16 protein-coding genes are annotated in these 15,892 nt (G+C 53.2%); 8 read left to right on the forward strand and 8 right to left on the reverse strand.

Translation table 11 applies throughout. From position 1 onward, the window contains the following. Nucleotides 1-21: 21 nt before the first annotated feature. Nucleotides 22-996, reverse strand: a complete 975-nt coding sequence (gene trxB / locus ACTJKV_RS07285; RefSeq protein WP_113178051.1) for a thioredoxin-disulfide reductase — start codon at nucleotides 994-996, stop codon at nucleotides 22-24. A gap of 238 nt (nucleotides 997-1,234) precedes the next feature. Here trxB and ACTJKV_RS07290 point away from each other — a divergent pair, with 238 nt between their 5' ends. Continuing rightward, nucleotides 1,235-1,702 (forward strand): Lrp/AsnC family transcriptional regulator, encoded by a 468-nt coding sequence (locus ACTJKV_RS07290; protein ID WP_062598662.1) that lies wholly within the window; start codon nucleotides 1,235-1,237, stop codon nucleotides 1,700-1,702. A gap of 10 nt (nucleotides 1,703-1,712) precedes the next feature. Here the strand turns inward: ACTJKV_RS07290 and ACTJKV_RS07295 are convergent, their stop codons facing one another. Continuing rightward, nucleotides 1,713-2,450: a glycosyltransferase family A protein gene (locus tag ACTJKV_RS07295; protein WP_274102085.1), complete on the reverse strand. Its 738-nt coding sequence runs from the start codon at nucleotides 2,448-2,450 to the stop codon at nucleotides 1,713-1,715. A 218-nt stretch (nucleotides 2,451-2,668) separates the two neighbouring features. Here ACTJKV_RS07295 and ACTJKV_RS07300 point away from each other — a divergent pair, with 218 nt between their 5' ends. After that, nucleotides 2,669-3,430 (forward strand): glycosyltransferase family 25 protein, encoded by a 762-nt coding sequence (locus tag ACTJKV_RS07300; RefSeq protein WP_274102086.1) that lies wholly within the window; start codon nucleotides 2,669-2,671, stop codon nucleotides 3,428-3,430. A gap of 42 nt (nucleotides 3,431-3,472) precedes the next feature. After that, complete coding sequence (locus tag ACTJKV_RS07305; protein WP_440598569.1) at nucleotides 3,473-4,339, forward strand: alpha-1,2-fucosyltransferase; 867 nt, start codon at nucleotides 3,473-3,475, stop codon at nucleotides 4,337-4,339. A 128-nt stretch (nucleotides 4,340-4,467) separates the two neighbouring features. Here the strand turns inward: ACTJKV_RS07305 and ACTJKV_RS07310 are convergent, their stop codons facing one another. The 6 genes from ACTJKV_RS07310 to gmd all read right to left on the reverse strand — a co-directional run bounded on the left by ACTJKV_RS07310 (nucleotide 4,468) and on the right by gmd (nucleotide 10,841). Then, nucleotides 4,468-5,616, reverse strand: a complete 1,149-nt coding sequence (locus ACTJKV_RS07310) for a glycosyltransferase (RefSeq protein ID WP_274102088.1) — start codon at nucleotides 5,614-5,616, stop codon at nucleotides 4,468-4,470. Nucleotides 5,617-5,646: 30 nt separating this feature from the next. After that, nucleotides 5,647-6,399: a DUF1647 domain-containing protein gene (locus ACTJKV_RS07315; protein ID WP_337993149.1), complete on the reverse strand. Its 753-nt coding sequence runs from the start codon at nucleotides 6,397-6,399 to the stop codon at nucleotides 5,647-5,649. 153 nt (nucleotides 6,400-6,552) lie between these two features. Continuing rightward, nucleotides 6,553-7,560, reverse strand: coding sequence for a glycosyltransferase family 10 domain-containing protein (locus tag ACTJKV_RS07320; protein ID WP_274102090.1), 1,008 nt, complete (start codon nucleotides 7,558-7,560; stop codon nucleotides 6,553-6,555). A gap of 368 nt (nucleotides 7,561-7,928) precedes the next feature. Beyond that, nucleotides 7,929-8,798 (reverse strand): WlaTC/HtrL family glycosyltransferase, encoded by an 870-nt coding sequence (locus ACTJKV_RS07325; protein ID WP_274102091.1) that lies wholly within the window; start codon nucleotides 8,796-8,798, stop codon nucleotides 7,929-7,931. A 7-nt stretch (nucleotides 8,799-8,805) separates the two neighbouring features. Beyond that, complete coding sequence (gene fcl, locus ACTJKV_RS07330) at nucleotides 8,806-9,762, reverse strand: GDP-L-fucose synthase (RefSeq protein WP_274102276.1); 957 nt, start codon at nucleotides 9,760-9,762, stop codon at nucleotides 8,806-8,808. 8 nt (nucleotides 9,763-9,770) lie between these two features. After that, entirely contained in the window at nucleotides 9,771-10,841 is a 1,071-nt protein-coding gene (gene gmd, locus ACTJKV_RS07335; protein ID WP_274102092.1) for a GDP-mannose 4,6-dehydratase, read from the reverse strand. Nucleotides 10,842-11,075: 234 nt separating this feature from the next. Between gmd and ACTJKV_RS07340 the strand changes: the two genes are divergently transcribed. The 5 genes from ACTJKV_RS07340 to ACTJKV_RS07360 all read left to right on the forward strand — a co-directional run bounded on the left by ACTJKV_RS07340 (nucleotide 11,076) and on the right by ACTJKV_RS07360 (nucleotide 15,881). After that, entirely contained in the window at nucleotides 11,076-11,888 is an 813-nt protein-coding gene (locus ACTJKV_RS07340) for a glycosyltransferase family 25 protein (RefSeq protein ID WP_274102093.1), read from the forward strand. Between the two features lie 150 nt (nucleotides 11,889-12,038). Then, on the forward strand, nucleotides 12,039-13,073 hold the full coding sequence (locus tag ACTJKV_RS07345; protein ID WP_112360277.1) for a glycosyltransferase: 1,035 nt from the start codon (nucleotides 12,039-12,041) through the stop codon (nucleotides 13,071-13,073). 9 nt (nucleotides 13,074-13,082) lie between these two features. Continuing rightward, on the forward strand, nucleotides 13,083-13,874 hold the full coding sequence (locus tag ACTJKV_RS07350; protein WP_274102095.1) for a glycosyltransferase family 25 protein: 792 nt from the start codon (nucleotides 13,083-13,085) through the stop codon (nucleotides 13,872-13,874). Between the two features lie 52 nt (nucleotides 13,875-13,926). Next, nucleotides 13,927-14,985: a glycosyltransferase gene (locus tag ACTJKV_RS07355; protein WP_440598570.1), complete on the forward strand. Its 1,059-nt coding sequence runs from the start codon at nucleotides 13,927-13,929 to the stop codon at nucleotides 14,983-14,985. A gap of 107 nt (nucleotides 14,986-15,092) precedes the next feature. Then, nucleotides 15,093-15,881, forward strand: a complete 789-nt coding sequence (locus ACTJKV_RS07360) for an FkbM family methyltransferase (RefSeq protein ID WP_274102098.1) — start codon at nucleotides 15,093-15,095, stop codon at nucleotides 15,879-15,881. Nucleotides 15,882-15,892: the final 11 nt, after the last annotated feature.

The raw sequence follows: 15,892 nt of genomic DNA on the forward strand, positions 1-15,892 counted from the left end.
CATGCGGTTTGGTGCCCTTCTTTATTCGGCTGCAACAGCCAGCGGCGCCTGTGCGGCGAGATAACGTTCGGCTTCAAGAGCCGCCATGCAGCCCATTCCGGCCGCGGTGATGGCCTGGCGATAGGTATCGTCGGTGACGTCGCCTGCGGCGAAAATGCCTTCGACATCCGTTGCCGTCGAATCCGGTGCCGTCCACATGTAGCCGTTTGGCTTCAGCTTCAGCTTGTCCTTGAACAGTTCGACCGCCGGTGCATGACCGATCGCCACAAAGACGCCGTGGATCGGCATTTCAGTGATCTCACCGCTCTTGGTGTTGCGCAGACGTGCACCAGTGACAGACGGTGGCATGGGTGGCTTGGCCGGCGTGCCGGTGATTTCGGCTACCTCGGTGTTCCACAGGATCTTCACATTCTCCTTGGCAAAGAGGCGCTCCTGCAAAATCTTTTCCGAGCGGAAGCTGTCGCGACGATGCACGACGGTGACTGACTTGGCGATATTGGCGAGATAAAGCGCTTCCTCCACGGCGGAGTTACCGCCGCCGACCACGATCACGTCCCTGTTGCGATAGAAGAAGCCATCGCAGGTGGCGCAGGCGGAAACGCCAAAGCCCTGAAAGTGCTGTTCGCTTTCGATGCCCAGCCACTTCGCCTTGGCGCCGGTGGAAATGATCAGCGTGTCGGCTGTCCAGACCGCGCCGGAGTCGGTCTTGACGGTGAAGGGGCGGACAGTCGTCTCGACCTCAGTGACCAGATCGTTGACGATCTCCGCACCGACGTGCTGCGCCTGCTTCAGCATCTGATCCATCAGGAACGGGCCCTGGATCGGGTCGGCATAGCCTGGGTAGTTTTCCACATCCGTGGTGATCATCAACTGGCCACCCTGTTCCATGCCGGCAATCAGCACAGGCTCCAGCATGGCGCGAGCAGCATAGATGGCGGCGGTATAACCGGCGGGGCCGGAGCCAATGATCAAAACCTTTGTATGGCGGGCGGACATGGGACGGTTCCTTTCAACAGGGTGCAGGCAGCCGGATTTGGAGGTTGCGCCAGGATAGATACCCTTCTTGCGCAGCATTTAAGGGTGTCCAGTGTCGATATTCAAGGGCAGCCTTGCATTACCAACAGGGCAGTTGCAACAGAACACGTAATTTTGTGTCCCGAGCACGACGGATTATTGCGAATCCCGCCGCGTGGAGTAGAAGGAAGCACACAACCGCTGACGAAGGAATGCATGCGTGGCCAGCGTCGAACTCGATGCCATCGATCTCAAAATCTTGCGTGAACTGCAGCGCGACGGCCGCATGACCAATGTCGAGCTCGCCGACCGCGTCGGCATTTCGGCACCGCCCTGCCTGCGCCGCGTGCGCAAGCTGGAAGAGGCCGGCATCATCGAAGGTTACCACGCGATGTTGAACGCCCCCAAGCTCGGCTTCGATCTCGTGGCCTTCTGCATGGTCGGCCTGAAGCGCCAGTCCGAAGCCAACCTCAAAGCCTTCGCCGCCGCCACCGACCGCTGGCCGCTGGTGCGCCAGGCCTGGATGGTTTCCGGCGACAGCGACTTCCTGCTTCACTGCGTGGCCGAAAACCTCACGCAGTTTCAGGATTTCGTCATCGAGGTGCTGACCGCCGACGAGCATGTGGAGACGGTGCGGACGATGTTGACCATCCGGCAGGTGAAACGGTTGGGATTGGTTGAGGTTTGAGGGGAGGCGGTCAGCCTTCCTTTTCCCAGTTGGAAACGCCATCGACATAAGTCTTGGTCAACTTCCGCTCATCGCGCCACTCGCGCCCGATATCGGTAATGAGAAAGCGCTTTTTCGCCCCAAGCATGTAGTTCTTGTAGGGACGCACGAAGTCCTCCATGGCCGGATTGATACCGTCATAGAACTGCTTTTCGGGATCGTAGCGATCATCCATGAGTGATGCCGCGGTTCTGGCAAAATCGGTTTTCAAGAAAGAGGGCGAGGTGGCGAATAGCGGGAATGGCTTGCCGACTTTGAAACGGATGCCGAGGATGGTCTTTCTGTCCCAGCGGCGATGGAAATGCCCGTATCTGAAATTCCAGTGCTTGTGGTAATGGTTCAAGGATAATTGGGCCACGTCTTTGTCAGAAAAGATGCGAAAGACTTCAGTTGGGTCGAGTTGCTCATCAAGCAGCCAATCATCCTCGAGGTGAAACAGGATTTCGGATTGCGCCTGCTGCCAGAGGTATTTCACCGCCTTGCAGAAGCCTGGTTGCTCTGGCGTATGGATGCGAGCGTTCGGGAAGAGGGAGCGAATGACCGCTATCGTCGCGGCCTCATCATCGGTATCACCAAAAATCGGATCGATATTAGCGTAGAAATTGGCGATTTCAAAACGATCGAACATCGAGGCCTTAAAGCTCTTCAGCGTTCTCTCAAGGAGCTCCGGCCTGCGGCCAGCGACAAGGCAGATATCGATTGGCGGCATTCGGCAAAGTCCTCAAAAAGGCTGCAGGCAATTGTTCAGGCGGTCTGAGGTTTAATGACTTCCGTATGTCGTTTCAACGACAGACTGGTCTCGAGGCATGCATGAGCCACTTCATGTCCGAAACAAAACCAACTCCTTTGCGATAGGTGGCAAGGAATATCCATTTTACCTCTGACCGCTATGTGTTAGGGGACGGAACCTTTGTTTCGGGACTGGACATGAAACAGCTTGATATCGTTGTGGTCAATTTGGCTCGCTCGCACCAGCGGCGCGATGCGATGACTGCTTTGTTGGATCCGCTGGGTCTGCCCTATAGCTTTTTCGAAGCGGTCGATGGGCGCTCAGGACCACATCCTCTTTTTGCCAGATTCGATCCGCGAATGGCTGAAATGCGCCGTGGCTACACTTTGACCGGTGGCGAACTGGGTTGCTACGCCAGCCACTATCTTCTTTGGGAACGCTGCATCTCAGAAGATAAGCCGCTGCTGATTTTTGAAGATGATGTGGCGCTCAATGAAAACTTCCTCACGGCGTATCAGGTGGCGGCTGATCGCATTGAGAAGTATGGCGTCATACGGTTTTCTCGACACAAGAGACCACCGTGGGCAGTCGTGGAGACGCCGGCGGAAGGGCTGGACATCGTCAGGTTGAAGATCGGTCCGCACGGCACATCATGCTACGCGGTTTCCCCGAGAGCTGCCAAAAAGTTGGTGGAGACGGCGAAGGTGTGGTTCGAGCCTGTGGACTGCCATCTCGACCGGTTCTGGTTGCACGGCGTCAACTGCTACAGTTTTTCTCCGTCGCCTGTGACCCATGCCGCAGAAACGGCAGCGGAATCGGAAATCTGGCAAGGTAAAGAACGTGAAAAGAAGTCGCGAAGATTCAGGCACCGGCGCGCGCTTTACCGGACAGCAGACAAGTTCGCCCGCTTTATATTCAATATTTGCTATGTCGGTCGCTGGCAACGCCACTCAAAATAGAGCAAGAATACCGCCTTTCGATCAAGTATGCAGTTGGGAAATATGGTGATTATTACTCGCATAGTAGGCGGACTCGGTAACCAGATGTTTCAGTATGCTGTCGGACGGGCGCTTTCCATTGAAAAGAATCAGACACTCAAACTCGATTTGACTGAGATGGATCGATATAAATTGCGGTCGTTCCAGCTTGATCAGTTTGGTATTCACTGTGACGTAGCAGACGAAAAAGAAATTCCTTTCCGCCTCCGCAAAAGCTTCTTCGGAAAAATCATTACCTCTTTCAAAAACGCGGGCCGTGTTGCTCAGGTGATCGAAAAGTCCATCTCTTTTGATCCCGCCATCCTGCAACTGCGTGGTTCAGTGCATCTATCCGGTTATTGGCAGAGCGAGAAATATTTTACAGTTCATGCGGACGCTATCAGGCAGGATTTTTCGCTAAAGCGACCTTTCAGCGGTGAAAGAGAAAGAAGCTTTAGTCAAATCCGAAACGCGGAAATCGCTGTGTCCGTCCACGTGCGTAGAGGAGATTATGTCACAAACCCCACTGCGAACTTAACCCATGGCACCTGCGAACCGGAATGGTATCGTGCGGCGATGGAGAGGATGGTTGAGCATACAGGCCCCGTCACATTCTTTGTTTTCTCCGATGACCCGCAGTGGGCGCGTAATAACCTTCCGAGTTTTGATCGAATGGTTTTCGTTGAACCGCAATCAGACGGTCGCGACGGGGAGGATATGCATCTTATGGCCAGGTGCCATTCCCATATTATTGCCAATAGTACCTTTAGCTGGTGGGGCGCCTGGCTCAATCCGCGCCAAGATAAACATGTGATCGCGCCCGCTCGATGGTTTCGTTCCGAAGCACACAACGCCAGCGACTTGGTTCCGGTGCAATGGGAGCGCGTATAAACCAGAGTTTCGCGCTAGCACGTCCAGCAAAAGTGCGTTGGCGATTTTGCGTCCGGTCTGCATCAAAACAAAAAGATTGAGCGTCTTAGACGATTCGATTTTAACAGGAAATGCTCTGGGCATCGGCATCAAGGGGATTTCTTCCCACCCCGCCGCAGCAATTTACTTTTGACGATCCAGTAGAAAACGACCACACGTCTCGTAAGTCCCTGAGCTCGCCTAAATCGGGTCTTGCGTTGGGGGCTATTCGAAGCGAGTGGGACGAAGTGGCTTTTTTCGATGCTAAACACCGGCTGGATTTTCGAGGTGTCGGATACTATGTCATCAACAATCTGCCTATAGCGGTCCACAATGTTCTTGTAATCAAAGCTCTTGGCATATGCGATGATCTCCTCTCGAGACTTGACTGCCTGAACGCGATTTTCAACAATTTTTTCGCGCAAATATTTAAGATCTTTAATCTTCTCTTCAGGAACTACGGTAATAAAAGATCTTGCGGTATCGAGGTTCGCCGACGATGCTTCGCTGACAACCACTCCTAAGCCTGATGAGAGTGCCTCCAAACATACCAAGGGATGGGCTTCTGCCTCACTTAGCAGTACCAAATTGCCGTAGTGCGTAAGCTCATTATAAACGTCTTCTCTCGTCCATTCCCCCAGATAACTTTCAGTTGTAGGGTTGAAACCGGCACGGTATGCCTTGGAGTAACTTCCTATACCGCCGACGAAATCGATATCGGCCCGAGCGCGCTGTGCCAAGCTCTGACGCTTCCTGACGCTGACCTGCGCCAGACATACGCTTTTGTGAGGCTTCGTCGGCGCGGGATCGTATTTGAAGAGACCCGTGTTGACGCCATTGGGAGTGATACGGATCCTCCTAGGATCAACGCCATCCCGAAGATACATTTGCGCAATTGAAGGAGACAGACAAAATAAATATAAATCCTCCTGAGAGACGGCGAAACTGTGCGTGCTGGCGATGTACTTGGGAAACAGGTGGGGGGTTTCCAGATACCCAAAATGAGACGTGAATGCCCTATTCTTGCAATTTATGCGAGTCATGATTCCAATATGATTGTCCGCGTGGCAATGTACAAAATGGGGATTATAACTATTCACTTTTTCGATAACTTCGTCTGCCGATTGTTGGTTGACGATCAGTACATCACATCCTTGCCTTTGAAGTTCGAGGCTATAGTCGTAAACCAGTGTCTCGACGGCTCCCCAACCTTGAGGTGGAACGCTGATCAGACCCGGAGCGATAAGTGCGATCTTCATTGAACTGTACCAAATGTGCGGTGAGTATTGCTATTCTACGTCTTTATGTGTCGCGAAATTTAGCGATTTTTGGCTGTAGCTATTGGGTATCCTCCCTGACAGATTGAGCAAGACAGACAGCAAAGCCTGATCCTGCCTGTGATTCTGCCTGTTCGATCCAATCGGAGCAATTGCTTCTCTGATCGTCGCCAATCGTGCCCACTCAGGAACAATGCTTTTTGCCGTTGGGTGCTCCGAGTATACGGCTATGCATGCGCCATTGATGTTTCTTTTTCCTTTGGCCCATTCTATATCTTTGTTAAAATAGCTTAGGGTCGCCGGATGTGTCCATCTCGCCAAGTCTCCTGATGAGTCTTGAGAGAACAAGCCATATTTCAGAGCATGTGCTTGAAGTCTCCAGAGTTTGCCAAGGATCATATTTCCCGCGTCCATCCAGATGACGACGCCACCCTGTTCTTGAACAATGTCATTGATTATTATTGGCTTCCACGCGTACTCGCCAGCATTAACGCTCACGTCGAACCATGCGGGATATTTGCTGTAATTGAATCGTCTGATGTCCGATGGCAGGTCTATTTTTTGAAGTCTTTGGACGCTTTCGTCCGATAGACCAAGATCAATTATAACCATTTTATCTTTTTGATGATTTTTCTGTGCGCTCTTTAGAAATTGCTCTAAAGAACGGGCATGGGTTTCATCGGCTGCGGTTACCAAAGTTAGCTTTGGCCTTTTTAGGTGATACCTCAGTAAATCTAACAAGTGTCTCGATATCCTAATCATCATCTCCTCCCATATAAAATATATACCCTAGTTATTTTATGTTATTATTGTTATGAATAATATTACTCTGTCGCATTTTCTCTTTTGTTCCTCTGGGTTATTTACTTTAATATATCTGGTTCCCCATATTTAAATGTATTTAACGTAAAATTGCCGTCAAGAATTGCTTCGCGAACGATGTAGTTTAGCTGCGTGCCACAGCGCTTTCGCGCCGTTCCGGACCTGGCTATATCGCCTCTCGAAAGAGACTTCAGAAAACAATGTCTTACTCTTGGCGTACTTAGTGAGAGTGACGTTGTTGCATATTTTTGAAATCAGATTTATCACATTGTATTCACTCAGGACTTTTGTTCTCGCGGCGCGAATTGCGTCAACTGAGATTTCTGCTCGATCCGACTCCAAAGCCGTCTTGATGGATTTCAGTGATCCTTCCAGGTCTCTGGGGTTTATGGTGATGATTTGTTTGTCTGAAAAATACTCGCCGATGTTTGGGCAACCACAATATATAGGTAAGGTCATGGAAAGATATGTATCAGAAAGCTTTTCTGTCCAATAGTCAAAGTACGAGCTATTTTCGATGGCTATGTGATAGCGGTACTCAGGAATTACCTGCAGCTTATCACCGAAATTATTTCTGCCCCTGCCAAACAAATCGACCTCATCTCCAAAGTAATTTTTTATTTTCTCCGCAAACTCAATGCGTTGCCGATGCCCCGTAGTGTATGCTTTGTTGGACGTGATGATCGAAATGGACTTTTTTTTTGTCGGTTGAAATTGTTCAAAGTCAGAATAATCCCACATTTTTTTGAGTGGGACGCCCTGTTCATCCCATAATCCAATATGCCAGAGTGTTGGAACGTGGCCTACAATCAAGTTCTTGTGTCTGCTGCTTTGATCAACTCCATAAACCACGTCAAACTGAGATAGAAATCTCTCGTTATAGGTTTTAATGCTGGGTGGTTCGGATGCCAAAAAGATGCTAGTAGTTGCCTTGATCTTTCCGGATTGATCCTCTGGAATTTCGTTGAATGCGACAATGAGGTCGCAATCGTTCACATCGCCGGAAAGCTCAAATTCGATACCGTTCCAGTAGGGAGACCTGTCTGGAAAATATCGTAGCCAGAACTCAGGCGTACATGACGATATCAGGCCAACTTTGGGCATTTCCAGGTCCTTGTTATTTCGCCGTTGAATAGTGTTCAGACGTGGCAAAAGTCGAAGTTAGTGGCTGGCGAGAGCCTTCGCCTCATCGTTTTCATTTTCTCTTCGCTCATCGGCCTTAGTGTCTCGGTAAAGTTCGCCCAAATCGCGCTGGTCAAATGCCCAAACTCTTGCAGATAAGTTCATGGGTGTGAAGAACGAAGATACCTTTGCCGTTCCAGAGTTGTCGGTGATGATCTTTGAGTCGTTTCGCTATAGATCAGACTTGGTGGTGCACAGACCGGAAATGTCGGACTAAGTCGGCAGCATTCGTGTCATCGATTTGCATATGCATACTTTCAGTTGTTGTGCCACTTGACGTTTCAATTGCTTTACATCCGCCGGAAGAAATCTTCCTTTGCCGCCTTCGCAGCTATTTTTTTGATCAGAGGAGCTCTTGTAAGGTCGAGCGGACCGTCGACTCCGCGTAGGACGCGATCAATATTTTCGAATACATCAAAATATTTCGGCGGCGTTGCTAAATGAAACATATCGGAGTTCGTGACGCTCATTACATCAAGAATAACTTGATCGTTAACGCACAATCCAAGCTCCAGTAATTTCTTGTATGAAGACCGTGCCAAGCTGCAGTATTTAGAGACCAGTTCTGCTGGAACAAGCTGCATTCCTCCCGCGCAGGCGAACCTTCCTTCAACGACCCGCATTCTGAGCTCTTCAGGTTTGATGTCAGTTAATCTCTCGGTTTTCTTGGCGGACAAGACAATTTTTCTTCTGGCGCGCGGTGTCACCTGGGTGAGGGATGGAAGAAACGGTGCAGCGCCTCCGCGTCTTCCCAGCCCGTAATCCAGCCATAAATAGTGCGTGAAACTGCCACTTGTTCTTAAAAAGGCACGTTCGATAGCATCCCACTTCGCTAATCCTACGATGTTATACTCGGCATGATGATACTCTATTCTATCAACCTTTGCCTTTTTTGTTAACTCCGAGAAAGACGTAGAGGATAAAGTGCGCCGTGATTCCTGTAGATACTTATGAGCCTCAAGCTCACCGAAGCCAGCTATATCCTTGTGGTCAAATCCGTCGGAAATCGCTCCGAGCTCGTCGGTCAATATGTATTTCGGCGGCGACATTCTCTTAACATATTCTGTCGCGAACTTGATGTAGTCGTCTTTTGAACGAGGCGATATATCCCATTTGGCCCGGCCTAGATCGTAAAACGCCGTAACGATAAGTATCTTCAAGCCGCCCTCATTGAATACTTCGTTTAACTGGGTTGTTAAAACTCGCCATAAACGTGGTCAACATGCCTTTGATTCCGGCATTCAACCCAATGTGGGGCTCCCACCCCATTGCACGCAATTCTCCCGCACTCATCAACTTTCGCGGCGTGCCATCCGGTTTACTGAGATCGTGCTTGACCTCGCCCTTGAAGCCCACGATGTCGCAGATCAGTTGAGTGAGATCCAGGATGGAGATGTCTTCACCGCTACCAACGTTGATATGCGCATCTTCCGAGTAGTTCTTCATCAAAAAAACGAGCGCGTCCGCACAATCGTCCGAATGGAGAAACTCACGGCGTGGGGTGCCGGTGCCCCATATAACGATCTCTTTGTCGCCGCGTATTTTGGCCTCACAAGCTTTGCGAAGAAGAGCTGGCAGAACATGGCTGGAGTTCAGATCGAAGTTATCGCCCGGGCCATACAGATTTGTTGGCATCGCTGAGATGAAGTCACAGCCGTATTGCTTGCGATAGGCTTGCGTCAGCTTAATGCCGGCGATCTTGGCGATCGCGTACCATTCGTTTGTCGGTTCAAGCGAGCCGGTGAGGAGTGCTTCTTCCTTGATCGGTTGTTCCGCGAACTTCGGGTAGATGCAGGATGACCCAAGGAACAGCAGCTTTTCGACGCCAGCGCGGTAGGATGCGTCGATGATATTGCTTTCGATCATCAAGTTTTCGTAGAGGAATTCGGCCGGGCGTGTGTCGTTGGCGAGAATGCCGCCGACTTTTGCTGCCGCCAGAAAGACCGCTTGTGGACGGTTTTCCATTATCCATTCGCTCGTTTGCGCCTGGTTTGCGAGATCGACGGTATCGCGACCGACGGTCAGGATTTCGCAGCCTTCCTGTTCAAGCCGCCTGACGATGGCCGAGCCGACCATCCCGCGGTGGCCGGCCACCCAGACGCGTTTTCCTTGAAGGTTATAGATGCTCATGGCTATACGCCTTTTGCGATGGTGTCGGACTGCATGAGCCGCAAGTCCTCGACAACCATCTCTCTTGCCAGTTCCCGAACACTCGTCTCATGCTTCCAACCCAGCTTCTCATGTGCCTTCGTCGGGTCGCCGATCAGGAGATCGACTTCCGTTGGGCGGAAGTAGCGGGGGTCTACTTCCACCAGCACCTTGCCGGTTGCGGTGTCGATGCCCTTTTCGTTGACGCCTTCGCCTTCCCATTTCAGCGTGAAGCCGGCGTCGGCGAAGGCCCATTCCACGAAGGTGCGGACGGGGGTGGTTTCGCCGGTGGCGAGAACGTAGTCGTCTGGCTCGTCCTGCTGCATCATCATCCACATGCCGCGGACATATTCCTTCGCATGGCCCCAGTCGCGCTTGGCGTCGAGGTTGCCGAGGTAGAGCTTTTCCTGGCGGCCGAGCTTGATGGCGGCGGCGGCGCGGGTGATTTTGCGGGTGACGAAGGTCTCGCCGCGCAGCGGGCTTTCATGGTTGAATAGGATGCCGTTGGAGGCATGCAGGCCATAGGCCTCGCGGTAATTCACCACGATCCAGTAGGCGTAGAGCTTGGCTGCAGCGTATGGGCTGCGGGGATAGAAGGGCGTGGTTTCTCGCTGCGGCACTTCCTGTACGAGCCCGTAGAGCTCGGAGGTGGAGGCCTGGTAGAAGCGGGTCTTCTTTTCGAGACCGAGAATTCGGATCGCCTCCAGCAGGCGAAGCGTGCCTATGCCGTCGGCATTGGCGGTGTATTCCGGCGTTTCGAAGGAAACCTGAACGTGGCTCTGGGCGGCGAGATTGTAGATTTCGTCCGGCTGGGTTTCCTGAACGATGCGAATGAGGTTGGTTGCGTCCGTCATGTCGCCGTAATGCAGGATGAAGCGTGGGTTTTCCTCGTGCGGATCCTGATAGATGTTTTCAATGCGACCGGTGTTGAAGGACGAGGAACGGCGCTTGATGCCATGGACGATGTAGCCCTTGTCGAGCAGCAGTTGAGCCAAGTAAGCACCATCCTGGCCGGTGACGCCGGTAATGAGGGCTACTTTTGCTTTTTCGGACATCGGCTTGCTTTCATCTTTTCTTCGCGCTGGCGCGTCGAGCAGAAGCAGGCGCGCGTTCACGCTGCGATACCGCAAGTCGTCGGCAAAATAAACCGGGAAGTTGACGCCGATGTCTTGAGAGTATTGAGACCGGGCCTCGCTGGCGGCGCATCTTGTGCTGTGATCGTTGAAAAGCCTATAGAGTCGCTGAGCTGCGAAGGCCTTGTTGGGCTTCAAGAGTTGGAAGAGTGCGACATGAACCAGGCCATTCCCGTTTTCGTCATTAACCTTGCGCGCCGCGAGGACAGGCTGGAGCGCGTGTCGCATCATCTTCAAGAGCGTGGCGTGGCGTTTACCCGCGTCGATGCCTGCGATGCCACGAAGGTGGATGAAGCGGTTCTGGATGGCGTCATTACACCTGCGGGGCCACTCGGTGCGCTCGGCCTCGGCGATCGGTCCTGCACGGTGAGCCACACCTATGCATGGGAAGCCTTTTTGCAGACAGGCGCGCGGTTCGGTTTGATGCTTGAGGACGATGTGTTTCTCTCAGGCGATGTCTCCAATCTCTTGCGGTCTGACGACTGGATTCCCCCTCATGTCGATGTGATCAAGCTGGAGAAATTCGGCTCCGGTATCTCCAAGGTCCTCTTGGGGGATGCTGAGATCAAGGTCCCTGGCACGGAGCGCGCTCTGCACCGTATGTATTCACGGCATGTCGGGGGCGGGGCCTATATTCTGTCGCGCCGGGCCGCGCAGCTAGCGCTGTCCTATCGAGGACGGATGAGGGTTCCTGTCGATCATTTTCTTTTCAACGACACGGTGTCGCCGGTCTTCCGGCAGTTGAAGCCATTCATCGTCCAGCCGGCAATGGCGACGCAGCGGCACTATGAGTACAACTCCGATATTGCCAAGTTCGGGAAGGCCGCTCGCCCCACGGGCTGGCGGCTGAAACTGAGGAAGCTGCGTCGGGGTTGGAACGAGATCAGCCAGATTCACCGGCAGCTCGTGGTTTTCCTGACCAAGCGCGGCGCCATCAGAGAGATTTTCTGGAAAGATTCCGCGCCCTAACGGTCATTTGGTCTGCATAAGCTTCAGTTTCTGGCTACCTTTATTGTTCGCAAGGCCGCCAAGCACACTTTTGCCCTATAAGTCACGTGGACTATTATCGGACGCGGTTATATAGCGCTTAAGCGTTGGCCGGGTGCGGAGCGATAGTGGATGAGTGCCGAAAGAATTCTTCATATGCATTTCGGCAAGGAGGGCGGTGCCGAGCGCTTTTTCGTCAATCTGGCAACAGCGTTTGGCGATCGTGGGATCGAGCAGCGCTTTATCGTGCGTCCGGGTCGCATCTGGCGCGACGAGATTGCAGCCCTTGGTCCCACCATTGAAAGCGAATATCGCCGCATCTCGCCAAAGGCACTCTGGCTTCGCTGGCAGGTGAACAAAATCATGCGCGAATGGAAGCCGGATGTGGTCATGGCCTGGATGTCGCGCTCCTCGCGGCTTGTTCCAGCACATGGCAACAGCGTGCGGCTGACGCGGCTTGGCGATTATCCCCGTCATCTCAAGAATTTCCGTAACAACGATCTCATTGTCGCCAATGCGCCCGGCATTGCCGAGGCCTGCGTGCAATTGGGATGGACGAAGCCGGTCAAGGTCGTCTCCAATTTCGTTCGTGAAACCACCATCAAGCCGGTATCGCGTGCCAGCATGGGTACACCGGAGGATGCCTTCCTCGTTGTGGGTACCGGACGGTTCATCCGGCGCAAGGGGTTCGATGTTCTGATCAAGGCCGTGGCGCAGATTCCCGATGCCTGGCTGTGGCTGATCGGCGAAGGCGACAAGCGGGCCGAGATGGAGCAACTGGTGCAGGAACTGGGCATGGCAGACCGCACCCGCTTCACCGGCTGGGTCGAGGAGCCGATGGATTATGTTGCCGCGGGCTCGATCTTCGTTATGCCATCGCGCCATGAGCCGCTTGGCAATGTGGTGCTCGAAGCCTGGCAGGCGGATGTGCCGGTGGTCTCCACCCGTTCCGAAGGGCCTTCCTGGTTCATCCGGGATGGGGAAGATGCGCTCATGTGTGACATCGACGATGTGGATGGCACCCTTGCGGCGATCAATCGCATCCGCACAGATGATCAACTGGCGGCGAAATTGCGAGAGCAGGGCAGGGCGCGGCTTGACGCCGATTTCCGCAAGGATGCGGTGGTGGATGCCTATCTCGATCTGTTCAAGCAGATGAAACGGTAGGGCGTTTTGATGGTCTCCAACTCAAATGACATCCCGGCAAATGCCGATTTCTGCTGCTACGTCATCAATCTGGATGGCAGCACGGAGCGTTTCTCACAGGTGTCGGCGTCGCTTGAGAAAGCCGGCGTCGCATTCGAGCGTCTCTCGGCTTTCGATGGACGCAAGCTGTCCCTCGACACGGTCGCCGATTATGATGCCGCGGCTGCCAGACGCTATATGGGGCGCGAGTTGGTCGGTGGCGAAATCGGCTGTTATTACAGTCACTTGAATGCGGCGAAGGCGTTTCTTCGCACGGACCAATCCTACTGCCTAGTAATCGAAGATGACGCCGCACCGCATGAAGCTCTGCAGGCGATCGTGACGGAAACGATCGGTTTTCTCAATGCGCATGATCCCGACTGGCGGATCGTCAACATGGGCAATGAGAAGCTGAAGATCTTCCGTCCACTGAAGACCATGAGCTTCGGGAAAAATATATTTACTCTTTGCTCCGCCCACTATTTTCCGATGACGACAGGTGCCATCTTGTGGTCGAGGAAAGGTGCGCAGGAGTTCGTCGATGGACACCGTGTGATCTTCGCGCCGGTCGATAACTTCTTCCGCTACTGGATCACCCGCGTTGGCGGCGGCTATTCTTTCTTTCCAAGGCCCGTGTCCACCACCGATGCGGTCAGCGATATTGCGCATCCCGGAAAGATATCGAGAAGCCGTAATGCCCGCAGCTTCCTTTATGGTCTGCGCAAACAGCGGCGGCTTCTGGTGGACAAGCTGATCGCGACCAAGCGGAAGTATTTCTTGTGATCTCGCCCCGTTACAATCACCTTACAGTCCAAGCCCGAGAAAGTGCGTTACGATGAGCGTGAAGCGGATCTTTCATCTGCAGTTCGGCACGGATGGCGGCACCGAGCAATTCTTCCTGCGCCTCACCCGCGCTTTTCACGAGCGTGGCATAGAGCAGCAATTCGCCATCCGGCCGGGCGTAACGTGGCGTCACGAGCTTGACGATCGGGGGATGGTGCATGAGGGCTACTATCTTCGCCGCTGGCCCAACTGGTGGCTGCGCACACAGTTGCTGAAGCGCTCGATGAAGCGGTGGCCGGCCGATGTGGTGATGGGGTGGCGTGCGCCGACGGCGCGGCTGATGCCGGACGCCGGTCATGCCATACGCGTCGTGCGTCTTGGCGACTATCCTCATCACGTCCGCTATTTCGGCAACACCGATGCCATCGTCGGCAATGCACCGAATGTCATCGAACACTGCCGTACACTCGGCTGGCAGGGTAAGACGACGATTATATCCAATTTTCCGGGCGAGGTTGGCACTTCCCTCGTCAAGCGGTCGGATTTTTCGACGCCGGACGATGTTCCTCTGGTTTGCGGTCTTGGCCGCTTCGTGCCGACCAAGGGTTTCGATACCTTGCTGCGGGCGATCGCTGCGACGCCTCACCTGTGGCTCTGGCTGGTAGGCGATGGCCCCGATAGAGCCGATCTGGAGCGGTTGGTGCAAGAGCTTGGGATTGCCGATCGCGTCCGCTTCATCGGCTGGGTATCGGAGCCGGCGGCCTATATCAAGGCGGCGGATATGTTCTGCGTGCCGAGCCGACAGGAGCCGCTTGGCAACGTGCTACTCGAAGGCTGGAAGGCGGAAGTGGCTGTGGTGTCCACCAAAACCGAAGGGCCGTCCTGGGCAGCTGCGCATGATGAAAGCGCTCTCTTCACCGAGATCGACGATGTCGAGGGTATGGCGCAGGCGCTCTTGCGTCTGCAAGGGTCGCCCGAGCTTCGAGCGAAGCTGGTTCAAGGTGGGCGAGAGCAATTGGCCGCACGCTTTTCCGCAGAGCGGATCGTCGATCAATATCTCGAATTTTTCGAGGGGCTGAGACGAGGAACGTCGCTCGGTCCAAACGTTTAGAACGCGAAGGCTGTGGGAACGTCACTAAATAGAGCTGGTCCCCTATCCTAGGTAGGCAGTTTTTCTTAATGCTTAGACAGAAATACTATTCTGTCGCGAGCTACAGTATGAATTCAAAATTTAGCAAAGCCTTATTTCTTTACTACTCTATGGTCCTCCATTTCGTTAATGTAAGAATGAAGTTTAAAGGTAGACGTTCACATTACTCACGCGCGGAGCGCGAACCTTTTTTTAAAGTCGACGATGGTGAGCAATCGCTCATCTTCTGCAGAAGGATACGAGCGCCATTCTACAAGAATGGTATTGGGAGACGCCTGCAAATTTTGATGACGTCCTATAATCTCGACAAAATTCCCCAAGACGTTACCGGTGCGTTCATTGATTGCGGCGCGAATATTGGCGAACTGGGGTTGGTATCACGTGCGCGAGGCTGGCAATATCACGCCTTCGAGCCGGAGCAACTAGAGGCAGATTGCTGTGATATCAATGCGTTCCAAGGGCAGCCGAAATGCAATCGGTTGGCGCTTTGGTCAGAGGAAACCACTCTCACATTCTACTCGAAGCCCAACACGGCTGATTCATCAGTTTTTGAACAAACCGATATTGTGTCCAAAAAAGAAATCAAAACGACCACCATCGACAAGTACATTTCTGACGCAGCCATCACCGACATCGCGGTTCTGAAAATTGAGGCAGAGGGTGCGGAGCCTGAAGTTCTTCTCGGTGCTGAGGCAGCGCTCACTCGCGCAAAGTTCGTGACGGTCGATTGTGGTTTCGAACGTGGAATGGCACAGGAAAGCACGCTGGTGCCCGTTGCCAACTTTCTTTTAAAGAGAAATTACGAGTTAGTTGCCTGGGACCGGAACTGGTATCGCTTCCTTTTCATGAAAGTCTAAGACACCATTCA

This window comes from Agrobacterium sp. 22117 (assembly GCF_052045735.1).
Lineage (GTDB): Bacteria > Pseudomonadota > Alphaproteobacteria > Rhizobiales > Rhizobiaceae > Agrobacterium > Agrobacterium cavarae.

What these genes read in the sequence shown, in the direction of transcription:
- ACTJKV_RS07350 (WP_274102095.1), top strand. Translation starts at nt 13,083, where the DNA reads ATGGTCTCCAACTCAAATGACATCCCGGCAAATGCCGATTTCTGCTGC.
- ACTJKV_RS07355 (WP_440598570.1), top strand. Translation starts at nt 13,927, where the DNA reads ATGAGCGTGAAGCGGATCTTTCATCTGCAGTTCGGCACGGATGGCGGC.
- ACTJKV_RS07315 (WP_337993149.1), bottom strand. Translation starts at nt 6,399, where the DNA reads ATGATGATTAGGATATCGAGACACTTGTTAGATTTACTGAGGTATCAC.
- ACTJKV_RS07360 (WP_274102098.1), top strand. Translation starts at nt 15,093, where the DNA reads ATGAATTCAAAATTTAGCAAAGCCTTATTTCTTTACTACTCTATGGTC.
- ACTJKV_RS07345 (WP_112360277.1), top strand. Translation starts at nt 12,039, where the DNA reads ATGAGTGCCGAAAGAATTCTTCATATGCATTTCGGCAAGGAGGGCGGT.
- ACTJKV_RS07295 (WP_274102085.1), bottom strand. Translation starts at nt 2,450, where the DNA reads ATGCCGCCAATCGATATCTGCCTTGTCGCTGGCCGCAGGCCGGAGCTC.
- ACTJKV_RS07305 (WP_440598569.1), top strand. Translation starts at nt 3,473, where the DNA reads ATGGTGATTATTACTCGCATAGTAGGCGGACTCGGTAACCAGATGTTT.
- ACTJKV_RS07300 (WP_274102086.1), top strand. Translation starts at nt 2,669, where the DNA reads ATGAAACAGCTTGATATCGTTGTGGTCAATTTGGCTCGCTCGCACCAG.
- trxB (WP_113178051.1), bottom strand. Translation starts at nt 996, where the DNA reads ATGTCCGCCCGCCATACAAAGGTTTTGATCATTGGCTCCGGCCCCGCC.
- ACTJKV_RS07320 (WP_274102090.1), bottom strand. Translation starts at nt 7,560, where the DNA reads ATGCCCAAAGTTGGCCTGATATCGTCATGTACGCCTGAGTTCTGGCTA.
- ACTJKV_RS07310 (WP_274102088.1), bottom strand. Translation starts at nt 5,616, where the DNA reads ATGAAGATCGCACTTATCGCTCCGGGTCTGATCAGCGTTCCACCTCAA.
- ACTJKV_RS07340 (WP_274102093.1), top strand. Translation starts at nt 11,076, where the DNA reads ATGAACCAGGCCATTCCCGTTTTCGTCATTAACCTTGCGCGCCGCGAG.
- gmd (WP_274102092.1), bottom strand. Translation starts at nt 10,841, where the DNA reads ATGTCCGAAAAAGCAAAAGTAGCCCTCATTACCGGCGTCACCGGCCAG.